Raw genomic sequence first — 21,206 nt, forward strand, 5'->3', positions numbered from 1 at the left:
AAAGCAAGTCTGGGCGGGCCACGGTGAAACCACCGGGAGCAGCGAAGGGAGGGCCGCCTGGCACTGGCTGACCGTCGATGGCATGACTGCGATCCTGGCATCCGCGGCCCGACCGTCCGCGGCGATCGCAATAGTCAGTCGTCCGCCGGGGGAGTCCAGTCCTCGGCCTTCCAGCGATAGAACACGTTGGCCACCGAGTCCTTTGCGGTCTTCCAGTGGTCCGGCCCGTACGGCGAGAGGTACGGACTCAGGTCATTCATGGTGCGGGCGGAAGCCGGCCGGTGCGACTCGGGATTCTGCCGCACGGCGTCCGCCTTGGCCTTGTCTTCCTCCAGCAGGTGCACGAAGACATCGTCGATCGAGTACAGCCAACGCCCGGTCACGCCCGTCTCGATCGGCAGCCGGCCGGCGTCGGAATCCGAGAACACCCGAGCGATGTCGGACTCTGCATCGTGCTTCATCCGCTGGATGATGACGGTCAGTGTCCGGTCCGCGGGGACATCCCCATCCGGAACCCACCTGTAGAACTCCTTGGCCACCGAGTGGGACGGGTTCTCCCAGTAACGCGGGTACGGCGTGACGAACGGACCGATCTCCTGCGCGATCTGCTGGAATGCCGGCAGCCCCCGCCGCTGGCCGGACACCTCCGGGTCCTGCTTGCGATCAAGGACGTGGATGTAGAGGTCGTCGTGGGACAGCAGGGTCCGGCCGATGACACCGAGGTCCTGCGGTCGGGTGATCTGGTCGTAGTGGCCGAAGACGGCACCGACCTTTTCCTCGCTGCCTGGAACCAGGTGGCAGACGATCACGTTGCGGAAGGGGCGGAAAGTCATGGCTCTTCTGTCTCCTCGGTTGCTCGGAAGGGTCGCTTGCTCGATTGACCGGTAGTCGGCTTGGCATCGATGAAGATGTGCCGAAGGTGATCGTTGATTCCGGTGAGCGTCGCTCTCGCACTGCGATACCCGACGTGACCGTCGGGGCGGATCAAGTAGCCCGTCAGCCCCTGGCCGTCATAGGTTTTCCGGAAGTTGCCGGCGCTGTCCCGGAGAACGGGAACGTCGAGGTGCGCCGGCACATGGGCGTCCGTGCTCGTGATCAGATAGGCATCGACCTCGCCCGACGATTGTCGCCACACCGCCGCGGCGAGCTTTTCCAATTCCATGATGTCGTCCTCACTCACTGTTTCGTCGGCGTAGAGCAGCAGCGTTGATCTCGTTCCGTGCGTGACTTCGAACAGGCGAAGTGGGTGGCCGACTCCGAACCTGGTCAGACCGTGCACGTCCGGTGCCCGCTCGCCCGGAGCCGGGCCACCGAGAACCGCGTCAGTGCCGATTTCCTCGCCGACCAGGGCGCTTTCGGAGTAGTTCATGGTCATCTGCATTTCGAGCAGGAACTGCGCTTTTTCGTCCTCCATGTCCATCTCGTCTGTGAAAGCGAGCGCGACGGCGCGATCGACGATCGCCTTGCCTGCCGGACGCCGCTCGGCGTCGTAGCTGTCGAGCAAACTGTCTGCAGCGATTCCGCGGACGGCGAGTGCGAGCTTCCAGCCCAGATTCCAAGCGTCCTGGATTCCAGTGTTCATGCCCTGGCCACCGGCCGGTGGATGCAGGTGTGCTGCGTCGCCGGCGACGAAGACGCGGCCGGCCCGGTATCTGTCGACGATGCCGTGCTTGATGCGGAAGGTCGATGCCCACCGCAGGTTGCTGGCGGTCGTCGGCTCGGGTGCGAGATCGTCGAGCACGGCTTGGATGTCGGCGAGGTTCGGGGGCGTGTACTCCTGCCAGAATCCCGCCGGGACGATCCCCGACCCGATGGTCTTCTGCAGCGGCTGTGGCGCCAAGGTCGCAACGCGGTAGCGCCCCGGGCCTTGCAGCGGGACGCAGACCAGCATCCCGGTGAAGTCGCCATCGTCCTCGATCCGGACGAAACGCAGGAGATGGCCCTGCGGCATCGTCCAATCGAGTTGCACGTCGCCCAACATGAACAGCTGCGGGAACATCGACAGCCCGCCCTCGAACTTCAGCCCCAGGCCCGCGCGGACCACGCTGTGTCCACCGTCGCAGCCGACCAGGAACTGCGCTCGCGTCACACTCGCGGCACCGGAAGAGCTTCTCAGCGTCGCGGCCACCTCATCCGCGTCCTGCTCAAAGGAGACCAGCTCGACGCCGCGTTCCAGGGTGATTCCGAGGGAGGCGAGCCGGTCGCCCAGAATGCGTTCCGTGTCGTATTGCGGCAGGCCGAGGTGCGCGTAGGGAAGATCGCTCATTCCGGCCCAGTCGACCTGATGGGTCAGTTTCCCATTCACATACACCGTTTGGCCGTGCAACCAGACCCCTGCGCGGATCGCCTCCGCGACAACGCCCTGGTCCTCCCATATCTCCATCGTCCGGCAATGGATGCCGATCGCCTTGTCGGCCTGCGCGGCGGCTTCCGGTCGCTTGTCGATGATGCGCACGGAGATTCCCCTGCGAGCCAACTCGATGGCACAGGTCAGTCCCACTGGCCCGCCGCCGACCACCAGCACGTCGACATCGCTTCCCCTGCTTTTCCGCGTCGCGGAGTCGTGAGCCGCGGGGCGTGCTGACGTCGCGGCGGCTGCCACCGCCGGTACCGAAGATGGAGCCGCCGCCGGCATCGGCAACGGCCCAGCTGAGGGTGAGTGCGTTGCCGTTGCGTCGACCGCAAACGTCGGCGCAGCGGCAACGACCGCCGCCGGCGCCGTCGCCCGCGCGGCGATGGTCGGCCGTGCGGAGGAGCGTTGCACGGCCGGGAATTCCGGCGCGCCCGGCGCCGGGTTGTGCTGAGCCGGGCGGTAGCGGATCTCGAACACCCGCCGCGCGAATTCGACGGACAACCACCGGGCCAACGGGCCACTCTGGTCAGCATGCGACGGATCCTCGACCCAGTTGATGAAATCCTGCTCGGACTCCCATTCGGCGAAGATGTGGTACACGAACGATCCCGGCTCCTTGAGCAGTTCCTCGCGTACCAGGCCTGGCGTCCCCCCCAGCCGGGACGCAACGATCTGGTATGCGTGCTCGAATGCCTCCTCCTCTCCTGGGCTGACCCTGGTGGTCAGATCGATGCGGATCGGCAGCGGCTTCGTCGCCGGGACGGTACTCAACAGCTCGTAGGTGCTCCTGGCCGCATCCTCGCGCAGATCACGCAATCCCGCGGTCAGCGCCTCCCGCTGGTCGCTGCGGCCGAACGCATCCACCGCGGCGCGGTCGCTCCATTCGCTGGTGATGACGAACGTGCGCGAGTCGTCGAGATCACGGGATAGCTCCTGTCGCACATTGCCCGGCACGCGACTGATCTCGGCAGCCGCGCGGGCCCAGGCCTCTTGGAACTCCGCCTCCTGGCCCTGGCGGGCGCGCATCCGGAGCACCGTCCTGATCACCGGCTCGGTCACGGCAAGCCCTCCTTGGCAATGCCTTCGAGATCCGCAGCGGCGATGTTCCGCAGCACCATGGAGCTGTTGAATCCCCCGAAGCCGCGGGCGTTGATCAACACGACGTCGAGGTCGAGTTCGCGCGGCACGCGCACCAGATCGAGTCCGTACGCCGGATCGGGCTGGTCGAGGTTGCCGACCGCAGGCGCCACACCGTCGCGAATGGCAAGCAGCGCAGTCGCCACACTGAGCGCCGAACCGCCGGCGTTGAGCCGACCGACGAAGCCCTGGGGCGCGGTGACCGGTACGGCGCTGATCCGGTCGCCGAAAACCATTCGCAGCGCGGATGCCTCCAGGGCGTCCAGTTGGGCTACTCCCGCCCCATCGGCGACGATCAGGTCGACGTCATCTGCCTTCAGGCCCGCATCCGCGATCGCCAGGCTCATCGCCCGCGCCATGTGCGTAGCGTCCGGCGCCGGTGCATTGGCGTCGAACGCGTCGTGGGTTGCGGCATAGCCGACGATCTCCCCGTAGATCTGAGGACTTCCGCGTTCCACAGCGGTGCGGAAATCCTCGACCAGAAGCACAGCACCGCCCTCACCGGGTGCATAGCCGTTGGCCTGCTTGTCGAACGGCTTGTAACCGGCACGTGGGTCAGCCGACGTGGTCAACCGGCCACTTGTGCCCAAGCAGGTCAGGGCGTACGGCGACAGCGGGGCTTCGGTTCCGCCGGCGATGACTGCCGTGGTACCCCGACGGACCACCCGGCGCGCATGACCGAGGCTGTCCAGGCCGCCGGCTCCCTCGGTCACCAGCACGCTGGCGGGGCCTTTGGTGGCGTGCCGGATCGAGGATTGTCCGGTGCTGGCCGCATAGAACCAGGCAATGGACTGGTAGGCACCGACCGCTCGTGGGCCTCTTGTGTACAGGCCCGTCATCTCACGCTGGCCGAACTCGTTGCCGCCGGAACCAGCTGCTAGAGAGACTGACGTTGCATACGGATTGTGGTCGGCGGGGTTGTACACGGCGTCGTCGAGGGCCATTTGCGTTGCGGCCAGCGACATCCAGGTCCAGCGGTCGGTCTGCACAACCAGCCGCGGGTCTACCCGGTCGGTCACCTCGAATCCGTCGACCTGGCCGGCAATCGTGGTGGCGTAGCGGGTCGGATCGAAGGCGGAGATGCGACGCACATTCAGTTCACCGGCAAGGATGCTCTTCCAGTGCTGGTCGGCGCCGATACCGCTGGGCGCGATCACGCCGATACCGGTGACCACCGCACGTGTCATGCCGCCACCTCGGGCTTCGCGAGCACGATGGCCGACTGGAACCCGCCGAAGCCGCTGCCCACTGAGACGACGACGTCCACCGGCATGTCCCGAGCGGTCTTGGGAACGTAGTCCAGATCGCACTCGGGGTCGCGGTTCTCGAGGTTGGCGGTGGGCGGAACGACACCGTGCTCGATGGCGAGGCTGCAGGCGACCAGCTCGATGGAGCCGATCGCACCCAGCGAATGCCCGACCATGGACTTGATCGAGCTCATCGAGATGTCGTAGGCGTGCTGGCCGAGACTGCGCTTGACGGCGGCGGTCTCGTGCCTGTCGTTCTGCTTTGTGCCCGAACCATGGGCGTTGACATAGTCGACCGTCGTCGGGTCGAGTTCGGCCTGGCCGAGTGCGGCGTCGATGGCGGCACTCATTTCGACGCCGTCCGGCCGCAGCCCGGTCATATGAAACGCATTGCACCTGTTGGCGAAGCCGCCGATCTCGCAGTAGATATGGGCGCCCCTCGCCCGAGCGCTGGCGTACTCCTCCAGGATCAGCACCGCCCCGCCCTCGCCCATGACGAACCCGTCACGGGTCGCGTCGAATGGCCGTGATGCGTGTTCGGGATCGTCGTTGCGCTCGGACGTCGCATGAATGGTGTCGAAACACGCGACCGAGATCGGCGAGATGGGGGCGTCACTCGCCCCCGCGATGACGATGTCCGCGTCGCCGTCCTGGATCAGCTGCGTGCCGTATCCGACGGCATCGATGCCGGACGTGCAACCGGTCGACATGACCGATGCCGGCCCGTGCGCGTGGAATCGGACCGCGAGTTCGGTGGCTGCACTACTGGGGATCAGCGAGTTGTACAGAAACCTGGACCCATACGCGGGATCGACCAGCCAGTCCCGACCATGGTTGCTGACGTTGACGTACTCGTCCTCGAGCCGCATCGTCGCGCCGACTGCACTGCCCACGCTGATGGCGAGCCGGTCGTGATTCACACCCACTCCCGAGCGCAGGTCCAAACCACTGTCCGCGACTGCCTCATCTGCTGCGATCATGGCGAACTGGATGAATCGGTCGTTGCGGTAGATCTCCTGCGGCGTCAGGCCGGAGGCCCGCGGGTCGAAATCAACTTCTGCGGCGATCTGCGATCGAAACCGCGCCGGGTCGAAGAAGCTGATCCTGCGGGTGGCGGTGCGACCCTCGGTCAGCAGGGTCCAGAACGCCTGCTTTCCGACGCCGCCAGGTGCGACAACTCCGATACCGGTGATGACGACCCGTCTCCCGGCGCTCATCGAACCTCGCCGAGGGATCCCGGTGATGGTTCGGTGTCGACGTGGCCCAACTCCGGGCGCGGCGCCAGCGGACCGCAGGTGAAGACGAAGAAAGCAGGCAGGGCGCCATCATTGACAATGCGGTGACGCACCCCGACGGGAATATGGATTGCTGACTCCGCCACCAATCGGCGCTCGTCACCGTCCACGGTGATCGAGACGTCACCGGAAACGCAGTACAGGAACTCCTCGGAGTACGGGTGCCAGTGTTCGGTGACGATCTCGCCGGGCGCGAGGCTGAGCGTTCCCATGAAGGCCGCAGTGGCTCCGACACTTGCCGGTGACAGCAGGGTGCGGATATCCCCGCCGCGCCGGTAATTCGGCTGGGTTTGGTCGCGATGCACGGTGGGGCCGCACCTGACTGTCGAGGTGGGGTGCGCATTGGTGGTCAACGGAACTCCTTAGCGTTGTTCGATACGAGGAGCGGCGGGATGGACAGAGCCGGGGGCAGTGATTCTGCGTCGGTCATCAGGTGCGTGGGCAGGGCACGCGGCGGGATCGACGCTCCGCTCATGACACCGGTGCGGACTGCCCGAGGGGCAGCGCCCCAACCGATCCGGTGGCGACTGCCTGTACCTTCCGCGCGATGATGGCCATCTGGATCTTGCTGTTGGCATCGATCCGGCTCGTCATGTCGGCGGTGTCGACAGGGGCCGTGGGTCGCATCCGGAAGTCCTGCACCCACCGCATCATGGTTCCGCCCTCAACGTGCCGGTACGTCCACTCGATGTTCATGAACTCGAATGGGCCCGGCTCGACCCGCCGTGCATTCACTCGGTGGGCGATCGGGTCGAGAGTCCGCTCAGAGACCCAACTCCAGACCGTCCCGTTGGCGTCCGGATGCATGGCCAGCCGGAACAGGAAGTAGCTGTCGTCCCGATTCTCCAGGATGTCGACCGATGCGTACTCAGTGAACAGCGTCGGCCAATTGCCGAGGTCATTGGTCATCTGCCACACCAGATCCAGCGGAGCGTCGATGACGATGGAGTTGTCGGTGTGCCCTTCCGTTTCCGCGGTCGGGGACACCGATGGCGTCCTGGGCGAATCGATGCTCATCGGTCAGACTCCGATCGGCGTATCGAGTTCATCGGATCACGACGCTTGTTCGATGGAACTCAACGCGAGATGGCTCTGCACCACGTCGACGATCTCGCCGAACGTGTATCGCTCGGTCCGATCGTCGGGCATTTCAATCCCATAGGCGGCCGCCAGTCCGGTCTGCATCTCGAGGAATGCCAGCGAGTCGAGGCCGACATCGGAGAACCGTGCAGACGGGTCGTCGGTCTGGTCCGCTATCGGCAGACCCGCCTTCTTGGTGAGCAACGTCATCAGATCGCCGATCGTGAAGGTGTCATTCATGCTGGGGTGACCTCCTCTAGGGTGGGGCGTGGGGGTAGACCGCGGGGCCCGATCGGCTCCGCGGGGGCTGGGACGGCACAGACGTAATCTGCCGTCAAGGAGGGAACGCGGGGTCCCTGCTGATGGATTTCGGCTGCGCTGGCGAGCAGGCTCGGCATCACCCGGTCGAGAAACTGGATGTCATGCCGGTCGGCGCGAAAGTCGGGATGCCGTAGCAGTGCCCGGTGCAGGGTCGCCGTTGTGGACAGGCCCGGGCCGTCCACCGCCATTTCGGCCAATGCCCGGTCCATCCTGGACATTGCCTGATCCCGGGTGGGCGCCCATACGATGAGTTTGCCCAGCAGAGAGTCGTAGTGCGGACTTACCTGATCGCCCTCCCGGTACCCGGTGTCCAGTCGCGTCCATGGTCCGGCCGGCGCTCTGTAGACGTCGAGCCGACCTGGAGTCGGTGCGAAACCCCGCGCTGGGTCCTCCGCGTTGATCCGGCACTCGATGGCGGCTCCGCTGCATCGGACATCCTGTTGCCCGAACGCGAGCGGCAGTCCATCGGCGATCAAGATCTGTTCGCGGATCAGGTCGATACCGGTCAGCATTTCGGTGACCGGGTGTTCCACTTGAATTCTGGCGTTCATCTCCATGAAGTAGGGCTCGCCCGAGCCGTCGACCAGGAATTCCATGGTCCCGGCGCCGGTGTAGCCGACTGACAGCGCACCGTGAACGGCCAACGCGCCCAGGCGTTCGCGTTGCGCGACCGTCATGTGGGCGGCAGGCGCCTCCTCGAGGAGCTTCTGATGACGGCGCTGCAGCGAGCAATCGCGCTCCCCCAGAAAGACGCCGTTGCCGTGCTGATCGCACAGCACCTGCACCTCTACATGGCGCGCACCGGCCAGGTAACGCTCCACGTAGACGGCGGGGTCGTTGAAGACCGCCCTGGCCACCTCGCGGGTGCTGACATACGCGTCGCTGAAATCCGCTTCGCTGTGGACGACGCTCATCCCGCGACCACCACCGCCGGCGGCAGCCTTGATGATGACGGGATACCCGATGTCGGCGGCAATCTCCTGCCCATCGCGTACCGAGCGCACCGGTTCGACCACCCCGGGCAGCATCGGCAGCCCGGCCTTGTGCATGAGCCCACGCGCCGTCGCCTTGTTGCCCATGTCCTGCATCACCGACGGTGGAGGACCGATGAAGATCAGTCCCGCCGACTCGCAGATCTCCGCGAAATCGGGGTCCTCGGAGAGGAAGCCGTAACCGGGATGGATGGCGTCGGCCCCCGTCTGCAGGGCCGCCTCGACGATGTTGGGAATGTTCAGGTAGCTCCGTCGCGGTGCCGGCGGGCCGATGTTCACGGCGATGTCGGCCAACCGAACGACTTCGGAATCCCGATCGGCGGAGCTGTGCACAGCGACGACCTCGATGCCCAACTCCCGGCACGTCTTGGCGATCCGAACGGCGATCTCGCCACGGTTGGCAATGAGCAGTTTCCGGATCATGCTGCCTGCTCCTTCGGGCGAAGGCGCAGGAGAATCTGGTCATATTCGACAGATTCACCGTTGCTCACCAACACTTCGGCGACGACGCCCGACTCGCCTGCCACGATCGGATTCATCAACTTCATCGCCTCGATGATCGCCACCGTGGTGCCGGGCTCCACCTCGTCGCCGACCCGCACGAACGGTTCCGCACCGGGTGACGGCGCGGCGAAATAGCAGCCGACCAACGGTGCCCGCACTGCTGTGAACGCATCGTCCACCGTTGGCGGGGACACCGCGGTCGTGAGGTGCCCTGCCCCGCCGGGGTGAGCCGTCCTCCGTTGATCGACTGCCGATTCCGGGGTTCCCACCTGGTCGGCCCACTCGACCTCGATCTCGCGGTCCCCGCCGCGGACCCGTACTCGTCGCAGATAGCCAGGCAGCGTGCGGGCGAGTTCGGCCACTTCCTGCCGCAGTTCGGGCATGGATTCCGCGTTGCCGGGGGGCGGGCGAAGCGCGGCCGCCCCAGGAAGGTCGCCATTCCTTGACGCGATCGCATCGTTTGCTGTCATCTCGGCCCGCCTCAGCTAGCGATGTCGGTCGTCAGCGGGACCATCAGGGCCGCACCGCCGAGCCGGGAAAACCGTTGCTCCCGACCCGACAGCAAATCCGCGGGAGAGATATCGTCCAGCTCGTCGATCTCACGGATGATGATCTCGCGGAGCGTTTGCGCGCAGGCAGCCGGGTCCGCTTGCGCCCCGCCGACCGGTTCGGGTACCACCGAGGTGGCGATGCCGCTGTGCAGCAACTGCGGCGCGCCGAGTTGCAACGCCCTGGCTGCGGCCGGCGCTGACGATGCGCTCCGCCAAAGGATTGCCGCACACCCCTCCGGACTGATCACGGACAAGAAGGCGTTCTCCAAGACAACCAACCGATCCGAGGTGCAGAGCGCGAGGGCGCCACCGCTGCCGCCTTCACCGGTGATGACCGCAACGACCGGAACGCGCAGTCGCGAACTGCGCATGATGGTTTCGGCGATGGCGATGGACTGCCCTCGTTCTTCAGCGTCCGGGCCGGGGTGAGCGCCCGGAGTGTCGACAAAAGTGACGACCGGCAACCCGAACAGTTCGGCGTGCTCCATCAGACGCATCGCCTTGCGGTAACCCTCCGGGTGCGCCATCCCGAAATTGCGAGCAACGAGATCCTTGACCGTGTGGCCCTTCTGGGTGCCGATGACGACAACAGATCGCCCGGCGAGAGATGCCACCCCGCCGACGACCGCAGGGTCATCGGCATGCGCACGATCGCCATGCAGCTCGACGAAATCGTCGAAGACAAGCCGAAGGTAGTCCGCTGTGGTCGGCCGATCAACGTTGCGCGCGGCTTGGACCACCGCCCAGGAGTCACGCATCGCCGGAGACCCGATCGACCTCGTCGCTGTTGGCTCGGGAACGGGATCAACTGCGGTGCGGTCACCTCGACCGGTGTGCAGATCTATCAGCCGGATCAGCACGGACCGCAGATCGGCTCTGTTTTCCACGCGGTCGACCAGGCCGTGCACGAGCTGCGATTCCGCGGCCTGAAAGCCGGCGGGCAGCGCCGCACGGATGGTCTCCTGCACGACCCGCGGGCCGGCGAACCCGACGTGCGCGCCCCTCTCTGCGATAACCACCGAACCCAAACTGGCGAAGGATGCGGAGACACCCCCGTACGTCGGATCGGTGAGCACACACACCGACAGCACCCCCGCCTCCCGAAGCCGGGCGAAGGCGACCGCCGTGCGGGCCATCTGCAGGAGCGAAAAAACACCCTCCTGCATTCGTGCCCCGCCGCTTGCACACACGACGATCAGTGGCTCCCGCATCCGGAGGGCCAGGCTGGCCGCCTCGCTCACCCTGCGGCCGACCTCCAGTCCCATGCTCCCGCCCATGAAAGTGAATTCCATGACGGCTAAGACCGCCCTCCGGCCACCGAGAAGTGCGTCGCCGAAAATGACCGCCTCTGACTCCCCGGAATTGGCGGTCGCGTCGGCCAACCGGTCTCGATACGGACGGGAGTCGGTGAATTCGAGCGGATCGGGCATCACCGCGTCGAAGTCGGCCTCGCGAAAACTTCCTGCGTCGACCAGCAATTCGATCCGGGCTCGCGCCCCCATCCGCACGTGGTGCTCACACTCGGGACACACCCGCAGGTTTCGATCCAGTCGCTTGAAATAGACAAGGCAACCGCAGCCAGGGCACTTGGTCCATTCCGCCCGACCGGCGGGCGACGCCACCGGCTCCAATGTAGATGTCATCGGGTCCCTTTATTCGCAAATATGTTCAACCGGAACGGCGAAGGGGTGGCTCCTCGTGGTCGAACCGAGTCGTCCAACGAGTTGGCGGGTGGGTGCGCTCAGCCTTGCGGGGCCGGCGACGTCCAGTGGTAGAAGCGGTCCGCCATGGCATCGAGGGGTGAACTCCAGTTCGGGTCGTAGGCTCCGATGTACGGGCGGAGATCGTCACTGACTGCACGGAAGGACGGCAACTTCTGCGCCGTCCGCATTGCGTCTGATGCTGGCCGTGAGAAATCGATCAGGTGCACGTAGATCCCGTGAAAGCGGTACAGGGACCGACCGATGACGCCGATGTCCTGAGGCATCGAGGTCGCGTCGGAGCGGGTGAAGATCTCCGCTACCGCTGGAGCATCGTCGGCGCGCATCTTCGCGACGATCATGATCTGCTGCATGGCTGACTCCATCCATCGGAACGTTGCGATCGAACGATTGTCGTCCCGGTCTACTCGCGGAGAGCCGGCCCCAGGGACAATCCATACGCTAAGTCACTCACAGCCAGCACGCGTCCGCCGGAGGTATGGACCTGGTGCCTTTCCTCACCCACCCAAGGAGTTGAAAGCCACCTGTCCTCTGGAGGAGCCATCCCCTCCCGTAGGTTGAGGCGTCTCATCCAAAGTCGGAACCCTGGACCGCACGAGAGTCGACGGCCGGAAAACGAACGAGTGCCGGATGCCGGGTCGAGCGTGAGGCCTGCGGCCAGCATCCTCCTGCACACTGGCAGCACCCATCCGGCGGCTCCACGGCGGTCGATGTGACGGTCTGTAGCGCGGTTTGTTACTATCCGCTACACTTCGTAGATTTGTTTGGGTTCTCGCGGTAATTTTGCTGCAGGTGTCCGCCACTGACCTGTTCGTCGGGGCGGGCTGGTGAGTGACGGTGAGCGAACGGGCCGGGGGGTCCGTTCACGGTGACGGATGCAATATCGATGTCCTGCCACTTCAAGGGGAGCCTGATGACGTTCCAACCTGACCCGGATGCGACCTCTCATCCCGCTCGATCCCTGCACCAAGTCTGGCCCGTCCCTGTGCCGGAAGCTGTTCGGGTGTTGCTGTGCGAAGACAACGAGATCTACCGCATCGGACTGCGAGTGCTGATCGAGCTCGAACCCGACCTGGTCGTGGTGGGCGAGGTGGTGGACGTCGCTTCGGCATGCTCGCTGGCGGACCTGGTGGACCCGCACATCGTCGTCATCCGTCAGGGCCTGCTACCGCATATGCAAGAGGAGTCCGTCAGTGCGTTGTGCAGTCGCGACCGAGCGGTACTGATCCTTGCCGAGACCGAGTCAAAGCTCGATCTGGCAGGGGCGTTGCGAGCCGGGGCGAGGGGTTACCTTTCTCGGTGGGTCGCCGCGCCGCGGTTGGTCGACGGCATCCGCGCTTTGGCCAAGGACGAACTCGTCCTCGACCCTGCGTTCGCCCGCCACCTCCTGCAGTTCCTGACCACCGGACCGACCGGTGCGGCGGAGATCCCCGCGCAGCTCAGCGCCCTGAACCCACTGACCGACCGCCAACGGACGGTGGCCCTCCTTGTCGCCGAGGGAATGACCAACGGCGAAATCGCCGCCCGGCTGTCGGTCAGTGATGCGACGGTCAAGAGCCACATCACGGCGGTCTTACGGCGCCTGGGCGTCCGGAGCCGCACGCAGCTGGCCATTTTCGTGAACAACGACACCGCTCGACAATCCTGAGTCGTCGCCATCTGACCGCGCGCGGCGTGAAGCAGCTGGTCGAACGTCGAGATGCCGAACTCGATGCCCGCGATGCCGTCTCAGCGAACGATGCGCCCGGTGCGTGCAACCACGCCACGATCGGCACGACGATGCCCGCGCGGCGCAGCCCGTCTGACGGATGTTCGCGGGGGTGATCGCAGACGTGGATCAGCGCTTCGCGCCTCACCCCGGGGCGGGGATGCGTCACGGGAGCGACCCGTCCGCGGATTCGGCGACGACGTACGCGACCGCGAAGCCGCCCTCGTGGGTCATGGAGAGATGGATGGCCGTGATCCCGCGGTGCGCTACGACCGCGGCCGTCGATCCGCAAAGTCTGAGCCATGGGTGTCCGGACGTCTCGGATGTGACCTCGATCTCGGTCCAGTGCACGCCGTCCGAGCCGCCGAGAGCCTTGGTGAACGCCTCTTTCGCGGCGAACCGCTCTGCGAGGGATCGCATCGGCAGGGAGCGCTCGCCTGGCGAGAAGAGCCGCTCCAGCAGCCGAGGGCTCCGCGCGAGCGAGCGCTCGAACCGAGAGATCTCGACGAGGTCGACGCCGATGCCGGTGATCACGTATCCCTCCCCGCCCGGGTGGGCCGCGGCTACTCTAACCTGATCGACTTGGCGAACGGCGGGCAGTGGCGGGTTCTCGCCGTTCCCGGAACCGTCGATTCCAGTACCGGAACCGCCCCCGCTGGCCTGGTCTCATGTCGCGGGCGGAGTCCTCGGCCGGGCAATACGCTTCAGCCGCTCCCGCGCCTGCCTATCGCGGGAGAGGCCTGTGGCAACACGATGTCAACGCCTGAACCAAATCGAGCTGGCTAGGTCGAGCCCATCGAAGTGCATGGTGGGGAGCACGGCGAACTTCACGCCCAGGGCTCAGGCCGCGTAACTGGCGGCCAGGCGGCTGAGTCCCTCGTCGATGGACACGGACGGCGACCAGTCCAGTGCGCGGCGCGTCTCGCGCTGATCGAACCAGTGCGCCGTTGAAAGCTGCTGTGCGAGGAAACGAGTCATCGGCGGCTCGTCCCTTCCTGGGCGAAGCGCCCACAGCCTCTCGATCACGGTGCCGGCTGCCAGCCCCAGACCGGCGGGAATGCTCCAACGAGGCGGATGCACACCGGCGGCGCGGCAGATCCCGGCGAGCAGTTCGCCCACCGGGCGCGGCTCGCCGTTCGTGAGGACGTACGCGTTGCCGTGCGCTCGATCGAGGCGGTCGAGTGCCGCGGTGATGCCGGTCGCAGCGTTGTCGATGTAGGTGGTGTCGATAAGGGCGGTGCCGCCGTTGAGCAAGGGGAGTCGTCCACGGCGGGCCCGCTCGACGATCCGCTGGATCAGCTGCGTGTCACCTGGACCCCAGACGATGTGCGGACGGATCGCCACGACATGCATCGCGGCAGAGTCGCGCGCAAGCGCGAGCAACTCTGCCTCCGCCTTCGTGCGCGCATAGTTGCCTTGCGCACGCCGCGGCGATGCCGGTTCTGCTCCGATACCGGCCAGGGCAGACCCCTCGTATGCGACCGACGGAGAGGAGACGTAGACGAACCCAGTGACCCCGGAGCGCTCGGCAGCATCCAGCAGGGATCGGGTTCCCTCGACGTTTACCGCTCGGAACTCCTGCGCAGGACCGGTCAACGAGACCTTCGCGGCAAGGTGCACCACCGACGACGCACCTTCGATCGCACGTGCGATGCGACTCGGATCGGTGACCGAGCCCAGGATGTCGGTGACGCCGCCGACGCCGGAGGGTCGTCGCTGCAGGGTGCGCACATCGTGGCCGCGGGTGACGAACTCGGCTGCGACGGCGCGGCCGAGGAATCCGGATGCTCCGGTGACGAGCACAGTCATGGGGCGGTCGGCTTTCCACCGGCGAGGACGCCCTCAGCCCAGTCCGACAATCGCGTCCGATCGATCTTGGAGTTATGTCGGACGTCGGTGGGGAGTCGGGGAACGGCGAGCACGGCGACGAGCGGCAGTTCCGTCCTGGAGCGCACAGCACGGGTCACGTTCGGATCGGCGAGTCCCGGACGATCCGTCGGCGGGACGGTCTCGACGACTGCGACGGCCTGCCGCAGGCCGTCGGGTCCGATGCCGACGATTGCCGCGCGTCGCACGGCGGCGACCGTCTCGACTTCCTGCTCCGCTCCTACCGGCGCGATCGGTCCCGCCGATGTGACGAGCACGTGCGGCAGCCGGCCTTCGACCCAGAGGCGGCCGTGCCTGTCGAGGTGCCCGACATCGCCGGTTCGATGCCACCGGCCTGGGGTCGAATCCGCCTCACTTTGTGTCTCACGTTCAGCGGCGCGATCCGCGAGCCAGAGCCGATCGTAATGATCTTTCAGATGGGGAGCCGAGACGACGATCTCGCCGAGAACGCCGGGCTGCGAGCTCAGCGGCCCTGTCGCTGCCCCTTCGACGTCCAACGCGCTGACGACCACGCGGTTCGTGCCGATCGGCGATCCGACGCACACCCCGGCGTCCGCGTCGGCAGCAGCCGCGGAACGGATGCCGTCCAGCGTCACGTCTGTCACCAGAAGGCACTCGGTCATGCCGTAGGGCGTATGGGGTGTGGCATTCGGCATGAGTGCGGCCGCGGACGCGAGAAGCTCCGCGCCGATCGGGGCTCCGGTCGACAGGAAGGTGTGCACGCCCGCGAGCGCCTCGCGGTCCTGCCGTCCTAGTTCTCCGGCCGTTGCGACGACATTGAGAATCGCCGCCGGCGAAAGGAACACGATGCCGGCATCGGACTCTCTGACCGCCGCCGCGACGGCGGTCGCAGTGAGGGTGCGGGGGGATGAGACATCCATCTCCGGCGTCACCGACCGTGTGCCCAGGGCGGGACCTAGCAGCGCGAACGGTGCGAAGCCGGTCACCAGCCCGGTGTCTTCGGTCACTTCGAAATGGCTCGCGAGCGCGTCGCGGAGCGCGGACAGCTGGCCGTGGGTGTACACGACGCCTTTGGCGGGACCGGTGGACCCGGAGGTGAAGAGGATCGCGGCCTCGTCGCCGGCATCGGGCGGCTCGGGAATGGCCAGGCCGCCGCCGATTGTGACGATGTCGCCGAGGGTGTGCGAGACGCCGAGCACCAGCTTGGCAGCTTTCGACAGACGCACGGTGGAGATGCGCACTCCCGGCCAGCCGAGGGTGCGTGCCGCGACGAGGCCGGGCGTCTCGCCGATGACGAAGTCGGGCCACGCTCCGCGCACCGCCCGGGTCAAGCCCCTGACCCCGAGGCCCGCGTCGGCGACGACGACGACCGCACCGATTCGCAGGCATGCGTAGACCAGGGAGGTCAGGGTGGCGCCGGGTTGTACGAGCAGGGATACTCGGTGGCCTTTTCGCACGCCGATTCCGGAGAGACCGCCTGCGATGCGGCGCACCTTGTCGTCCAACTGCCGCCAGCTCACCCGCCGTGGTCCGCCGCGCGTGGACATGTCGATGACCGCGATCGCGTCGTCCGACCGACGCTCGTCGAGTCCGTGCCACAACGGCACGAAGCGTGAAGGTTCCCGTTCCGACGAAATGGGCACGAGCGATTCCGGCGGTGCGGCCTGGCCGCGTTCCTGCACGAGCCCGAAGTTGTCGCTGAGCCACGCCAGTACCGCATCCGCATATGGACGGTCTTCTGTGATGAGGTGCCCCGCACCCTCGAAGCGATGCACGTCGGCCTCCGGCAGCCGGTCGACAAGGTCGTCGAGGTAGCGGTCGCTGAAGATCGGGTCTCCGGGTCCCCATAGCATCAGCGCTGGAACCCGCAGGCTCTGAACCGCGGTCGCGATCCGCTCCAGCTCGGCAAAGCTCTCGTGTGCCGAGTCGACAGGTATGTCAGCCACGAATGCGCCTATGCCCCGGCGCCGCGCGGCTGAGCGATACGGCGCCCGGTAGGCGTCCTTCACTGCCGGTTCCAGAGCAGGCGAAGCAAGTTCGAGCGTCGCTGAGAGGAACGCCGTGGAGCGGACGGTGGATGCGGCCAGCAGGCCGCGCGTTCGAGCGATCCGCAACGGGGCGGGTATCGGGATCCCGGCGGGCTGGTGAACCGCAGTGTTGAGCAGTATCACGCCCGCGGTGGTAGACGGATGGTCGACCGCCCAGCCGAGGGACACGACGCCGCCCCAGTCGTGACCGAGGGTCACGACGGTGTCGTCGAGCGCCAACGCATCGGTGAACGCCCCGAGGTCGGCGACACGTTGGGCGAGTGGGCGCTCCACAGCTGTGCGCTCAGAGAACCCCATGTCGAGCTGGTCGACCGCCACCACCCGCCAGGCCGGGCCACCCTCGTCGGCGATCCGCGCAGATTCCGCGACGAGGCCCCGCCACAGGTACGACCAAGTGGGATTGCCGTGAACCGCCAAGATCGTTCCTACGACCGGCACGCCGAGCCGCGAAAGAGCCGGCCCGGTATCGAGGTAGTGCCACTCGCGGCTGAGACCCTCGTCCAAGCCGGTGCCGCGTACCGAGGCGATGCGGCTGAAGCGTCCCTCGAGCCCGGGGAGGTCACGGGGCGGAAGCGCTGCTGCCTGCGTCACGATGTCGGCGCCATCACCACGCCAGCTCCATCATCGCGGTGTTGAGACCGGAGCCCACGCCCATCAGCAGCACGCGATCGCCCCGGTTGAGCGTCGTCTGCTGCTCGACAAGTGTGATCGGGATCGACGCGGGTCCGACGTTGCCGAACCTGGCGAACGTCGTCGGCACGCGGCTGCGGTCGAGTCTGGCAGCCTTGATGATGGCGTTCGTATGCACGGAAGAGACCTGGTGCGTGATGTAACGGTCCATCGAGGACCAGTTCCACTCCGCACCGGCCTCTTTCCACGCGGAGACCACGAGGTCGAGGCCACCCTTCAGCAGTGCCTTCGCATCCGTGAACATCCCGTCCACGCTGCCTACACACAAGTCGTGGAATTGCGTCGCGGCCCGCGTGATCCCGCCGATGATGTGGTGCCCCGCGGGATGGTCGTCGCTGCGACCGAGGACCGCTGCAGCTGCCCCCGAACCGAGTGTCAGCGTCGCGAATTCGCTCATGAAGGCGTCTCGGTCGACGTTCGGATGCAGCAGGCGCTCGATCGTGTTGATCTGGATCTCGTCCGCGTCTTCGCCGTTCACGACGATGGCGTACCGGATCTGACCTGAGTCGATCATGCTCGCCGCGAGGCTCATGCCACTCACAAAACCCAGACACGCGTTGGCGACGTCGAAGTTGATGGCGGAGCTGGGCAGTCCCAGGCCGTGGTGAATGCGCACGGCCACGGAGGGCTCGAGATGCTTGCGGGTCACTGACGTATTGATGAGAAGGCCCACATCGGATGGATCGACCCCCGCCTCAGCCAGCGCTCGAGTTCCTGCCCCGATCGTGGCGGTGTCGGAGGACTCACCCGCCGCCCAGTTGCGGCGTTCCCGCACTCCTGCGACGCGCTGCAGCAGACCGCCGGGCAGTCGGAGTCGGGCAAGCGCGACCGCAAGGCGAGACTCGATGTCATCGGACGTCGTCACCCGACCGGGCAGGGTACTCGCAACCGATAGCAGAGATACGTTGTCGAATCGGGTAGTTGCATTTCCGGCCACGGAACCTCCGTCGAAACGAGCCGGTCGGGCTCGCCTCTCTTCAAGGGCAGTCACTTTACGCCCGTAAACCCCCGGCACGCAAAGGCCGGGAACCATCATCATGCGAGGCCTCCAGCGGAGTCACGCTGGGTCGGAGTGCCTCAGTCAGAGGACTGCGCCTTGGGCGGTGCGGGTGGCTGACGCTTGTCGCGAGCGCGTTGCCGCACCGCTCCGAAGACGAGTGTGCCGACGAAGAGGACGATTCCGATCACTGCCAGCCAGAGCAGGCCCTTGAACGCGAAACCAACGACCGACAGGATCGCCCACACCACGAGCAGGATCACAATCACTGTCCACATACCGTTACGTTACGGTACGCAAACGCCGCGAGCAGGGGCGTATCCTCGCGGGCCAATCGGTGCTATGCGATCCTTTCGCCGGTGCGCACGCCAACTGGTGCAGCTCGCCCGCCGACCGAGCCGAGCATCGCCGGGGGTGGTCGTGCTCGTCGCTCTCCGACGTCTCCGGCTCGTCGTCATGAGCGCCGTGCGACACGTTCGCGAAGGCGCGAGGCTCGTCCCTCGAGGTGTGACCGTCGCAACGGTCTCTCGACCTTGCTGGACGGGGGATCTATGCTGAGTGCGTCAAACCCTCGCCCGCTCGGTCGCGCCGCTGCCCGGTAACTGCACCCGCGCCCAACGATCCACGCCCGAGTCGCTCGAGGAGGGCCGATGAACAAGAGGAACGCAGCCTCGCTGGAACTGGCCAGGACCGTGACGGGGTGGTGGTTCATCTGTGACCGCGACTACCGCCGGGATGACGCCAGGTTCGTTGTCGCGTGGATGCACGAGGTCGATATCGACGATGTCGAGGTGATGTGGACGGGCGCTGTCCCGCTGCCGACACGATATGTCAGTGCGGACACCGTGTTGGACGACCTGATCCACTTCTGTGCTGGTTCGGGTAGTGAGCGCCCTATCCCGATTCCTCACTTCCCGCCCCTCGTCGCGGCGTGACGATCCCTGCTGCTTGAGGAAACGCCGGCCGGTCAGGCCCGCGTGGTGTCGACACCTCGCGATGCGACCTCCCGCGACATACGCAAATACCCACGCAGTTCTGTGTAGTCGGGGGTGTCGTGGACTGCGACTTCCGAGAACTCCTCCAGACCGGCGGGCCTGCACCGCGAGCGGGTGCCTGAGTGGGCTCGCCGTTCGGTGGGGTGGACCAGCCGGCGAGGCAGGGCTAGATTCTGGTCAACGAGGCGATCTGCCGCTTCGGGCCGTGGTCGCCGGATTTTCACCAGATTCGATTGGCGTAGTCGGCTCCATCTCCGAAAGAGGGTACGAATGGCGCGATCCACTGCGTGGACCCTCATGCGCGGCCTGATGGTGATGCTGGTTGCGTTGGCGGCGGTGTTGTTGTCCGCGTTGCCGGCGCAGGCGGTGCCGGGACCGCCTGGGGCTACGCCGCGGACGGGGCCGAATACCGACATCGTCATGACGGGCGTCGGCCCGGGTCAGGGAGTCACGGGTGGGATCGCGCCGGTCGGCAGCGGCTTCGATCCGACGGCTGGGTATCCCGCGGATGTTCCTGCAGGGTTCGACCCGCTCAATGAGGGTTTCGCGGGAGTCATCCACGCGCAGTCGATGACCTCTGGCGCGACGCTGAACATGTTCTGCATCGACATCCGAACGCTGACGTATCCGGGCCTGGGCTACGCGAACGGAACATGGGACGCGTCGAACGTCCCCAATGTCGGTTACATCGCGAGGATCCTCGACGAGTACTACCCGAACACCGGTGAGCCCTCCGGAGCACCCAACGACAGCGCGAGGGCCGCCGCAGTGCAGGCCGCGATCTGGTTCTTCAGTGACAGCTACGTGCTGCAGTCCACCGACCCGGTCCGGCCATTCACCGCAGCCATCGTGGCTGCGGTGCTGGCGGCGGGCCCGCTACCGGAACCCAGTCCACCGAACCTGGTGATCGATCCTGCTGCGGCTTCTGGGCCGTCTGACACACCGCTTGGCCCGTACACCGTGACCTCGGATTCTGTCGACCCCGGTCTTCAGATCACAGTGCGAGCCGCCGGCGGCACCATGTACGCCGACGCTGCCGGTGCCACACCGATCGCCGATGGCTCCACGGTGGCTAACAACACTCAGATCTGGCTCCTACCCAATGCGGTCACCGGGGGGACGGTCACCTTCACCGCTCGAGGGGTCGCCAGTGCGCCCAGCGGCAACGTCTACCTTTACGACGGCAATACCGGCGGCGTCAACGATGCCCAACGGCTCATCCTCGCCCAGGACGCGAATGTATCGACCCTGACCAGTGCGACAGCAGACTTCTTCCAGGTCGGTTCGCTGCTGGTGACGAAGACGATCGCGGGGTCGGCGGCGGGCGCTCAGGGTGCGGTGACGGTGCATGTGTCGTGCGACAACGGGTTGGAGCAGGACGTCGCGGTTGCGGCGAACGCGCCGGCGGGGGACACCTCTGCGACGATCGAGGGTCTTCCGGTGGGGACGGTGTGCACGGTGACCGAACCGGTGGACGGCTCGTCGGCGTCGGTGTCGGTGACGACGACGGTTGCGGGCAGTCCCGCGACGATCGCCGCCGACCAGGTCGCCGCCGTCACCGTCACCAACACGTATCAGGCGGTGTTGTCGTCGCTGCTGGTGACGAAGACGATCGCGGGGTCGGCGGCGGGCGCTCAGGGTGCGGTGACGGTGCATGTGTCGTGCGACAACGGGTTGGAGCAGGACGTCGCGGTTGCGGCGAACGCGCCGGCGGGGGAC

At 66.3% G+C, this 21,206-nt stretch carries 19 protein-coding genes; 3 read left to right on the plus strand and 16 right to left on the minus strand.

From position 1 onward, the window contains the following. Window positions 1-134 precede the first annotated feature (134 nt). The 11 genes from ABD212_RS17420 to ABD212_RS17470 form a co-directional block, all read right to left on the minus strand. The gene (locus tag ABD212_RS17420; protein WP_344097088.1) at window positions 135-833 is read right to left on the minus strand and encodes a TcmI family type II polyketide cyclase; all 699 of its coding nucleotides are present in this window, start codon (window positions 831-833) and stop codon (window positions 135-137) included. Further along, complete coding sequence (locus tag ABD212_RS17425) at window positions 830-3,412, minus strand: FAD-dependent oxidoreductase (protein WP_344097091.1); 2,583 nt, start codon at window positions 3,410-3,412, stop codon at window positions 830-832. The genes ABD212_RS17420 and ABD212_RS17425 overlap by 4 nt, the downstream gene beginning before the upstream one ends. Next, the gene (locus ABD212_RS17430) at window positions 3,409-4,677 is read right to left on the minus strand and encodes a beta-ketoacyl synthase N-terminal-like domain-containing protein (RefSeq protein ID WP_344097094.1); all 1,269 of its coding nucleotides are present in this window, start codon (window positions 4,675-4,677) and stop codon (window positions 3,409-3,411) included. The genes ABD212_RS17425 and ABD212_RS17430 overlap by 4 nt, the downstream gene beginning before the upstream one ends. Then, a complete protein-coding gene (locus ABD212_RS17435; protein WP_344097096.1) occupies window positions 4,674-5,954 on the minus strand; it encodes a beta-ketoacyl-[acyl-carrier-protein] synthase family protein in 1,281 nt (426 codons plus the stop codon). Before ABD212_RS17435 ends, ABD212_RS17430 begins: the two co-directional genes overlap by 4 nt. Beyond that, complete coding sequence (locus tag ABD212_RS17440) at window positions 5,951-6,385, minus strand: cupin domain-containing protein (RefSeq protein ID WP_344097099.1); 435 nt, start codon at window positions 6,383-6,385, stop codon at window positions 5,951-5,953. Before ABD212_RS17440 ends, ABD212_RS17435 begins: the two co-directional genes overlap by 4 nt. Window positions 6,386-6,503: 118 nt before the next feature. After that, window positions 6,504-7,019 carry an SRPBCC family protein gene (locus ABD212_RS17445; RefSeq protein WP_344097101.1) on the minus strand — a complete coding sequence of 172 codons (516 nt, stop codon included), beginning with the start codon at window positions 7,017-7,019 and terminating at the stop codon, window positions 6,504-6,506. A 66-nt stretch (window positions 7,020-7,085) separates the two neighbouring features. Further along, window positions 7,086-7,352, minus strand: a complete 267-nt coding sequence (locus ABD212_RS17450; protein WP_344097104.1) for an acyl carrier protein — start codon at window positions 7,350-7,352, stop codon at window positions 7,086-7,088. Beyond that, complete coding sequence (locus ABD212_RS17455) at window positions 7,349-8,848, minus strand: acetyl-CoA carboxylase biotin carboxylase subunit (protein WP_344097107.1); 1,500 nt, start codon at window positions 8,846-8,848, stop codon at window positions 7,349-7,351. The genes ABD212_RS17450 and ABD212_RS17455 overlap by 4 nt, the downstream gene beginning before the upstream one ends. After that, window positions 8,845-9,399, minus strand: a complete 555-nt coding sequence (locus ABD212_RS17460; protein WP_344097108.1) for an acetyl-CoA carboxylase biotin carboxyl carrier protein — start codon at window positions 9,397-9,399, stop codon at window positions 8,845-8,847. Before ABD212_RS17460 ends, ABD212_RS17455 begins: the two co-directional genes overlap by 4 nt. A gap of 11 nt (window positions 9,400-9,410) precedes the next feature. Next, window positions 9,411-11,102, minus strand: coding sequence for an acetyl-CoA carboxylase carboxyltransferase subunit alpha (locus tag ABD212_RS17465; RefSeq protein WP_344097109.1), 1,692 nt, complete (start codon window positions 11,100-11,102; stop codon window positions 9,411-9,413). 119 nt (window positions 11,103-11,221) lie between these two features. Further along, window positions 11,222-11,554: a TcmI family type II polyketide cyclase gene (locus ABD212_RS17470; protein WP_344097113.1), complete on the minus strand. Its 333-nt coding sequence runs from the start codon at window positions 11,552-11,554 to the stop codon at window positions 11,222-11,224. Window positions 11,555-12,204: 650 nt separating this feature from the next. On the opposite strand from ABD212_RS17470, the gene ABD212_RS17475 reads away from it, so the two are divergent. After that, on the plus strand, window positions 12,205-12,849 hold the full coding sequence (locus ABD212_RS17475) for a LuxR C-terminal-related transcriptional regulator (RefSeq protein ID WP_344097114.1): 645 nt from the start codon (window positions 12,205-12,207) through the stop codon (window positions 12,847-12,849). Between the two features lie 225 nt (window positions 12,850-13,074). Here ABD212_RS17475 and ABD212_RS17480 read toward each other — a convergent pair whose 3' ends face one another. From ABD212_RS17480 to ABD212_RS17500, 5 genes are all read right to left on the minus strand, one after another. Then, window positions 13,075-13,443 carry a holo-ACP synthase gene (locus tag ABD212_RS17480; RefSeq protein WP_344097115.1) on the minus strand — a complete coding sequence of 123 codons (369 nt, stop codon included), beginning with the start codon at window positions 13,441-13,443 and terminating at the stop codon, window positions 13,075-13,077. Between the two features lie 306 nt (window positions 13,444-13,749). Then, complete coding sequence (locus ABD212_RS17485; protein WP_344097116.1) at window positions 13,750-14,718, minus strand: NAD-dependent epimerase/dehydratase family protein; 969 nt, start codon at window positions 14,716-14,718, stop codon at window positions 13,750-13,752. Continuing rightward, window positions 14,715-17,399, minus strand: a complete 2,685-nt coding sequence (locus ABD212_RS17490) for an alpha/beta fold hydrolase (protein WP_425561296.1) — start codon at window positions 17,397-17,399, stop codon at window positions 14,715-14,717. The genes ABD212_RS17485 and ABD212_RS17490 overlap by 4 nt, the downstream gene beginning before the upstream one ends. 10 nt (window positions 17,400-17,409) lie before the next feature. Continuing rightward, complete coding sequence (locus tag ABD212_RS17495) at window positions 17,410-18,432, minus strand: 3-oxoacyl-ACP synthase III (protein ID WP_344097120.1); 1,023 nt, start codon at window positions 18,430-18,432, stop codon at window positions 17,410-17,412. Window positions 18,433-18,572: 140 nt separating this feature from the next. Beyond that, entirely contained in the window at window positions 18,573-18,770 is a 198-nt protein-coding gene (locus tag ABD212_RS17500) for a hypothetical protein (protein ID WP_344097122.1), read from the minus strand. A gap of 372 nt (window positions 18,771-19,142) precedes the next feature. On the opposite strand from ABD212_RS17500, the gene ABD212_RS17505 reads away from it, so the two are divergent. Next, on the plus strand, window positions 19,143-19,427 hold the full coding sequence (locus ABD212_RS17505) for a hypothetical protein (protein ID WP_344097124.1): 285 nt from the start codon (window positions 19,143-19,145) through the stop codon (window positions 19,425-19,427). 330 nt (window positions 19,428-19,757) lie between these two features. Then, the coding region (locus ABD212_RS17510) for a DUF5979 domain-containing protein (protein ID WP_344097126.1) at window positions 19,758-21,206 on the plus strand (1,449 nt) is incomplete at its 3' end.

Source organism: Microbacterium deminutum, from assembly GCF_039530205.1.
GTDB lineage: Bacteria > Actinomycetota > Actinomycetes > Actinomycetales > Microbacteriaceae > Microbacterium > Microbacterium deminutum.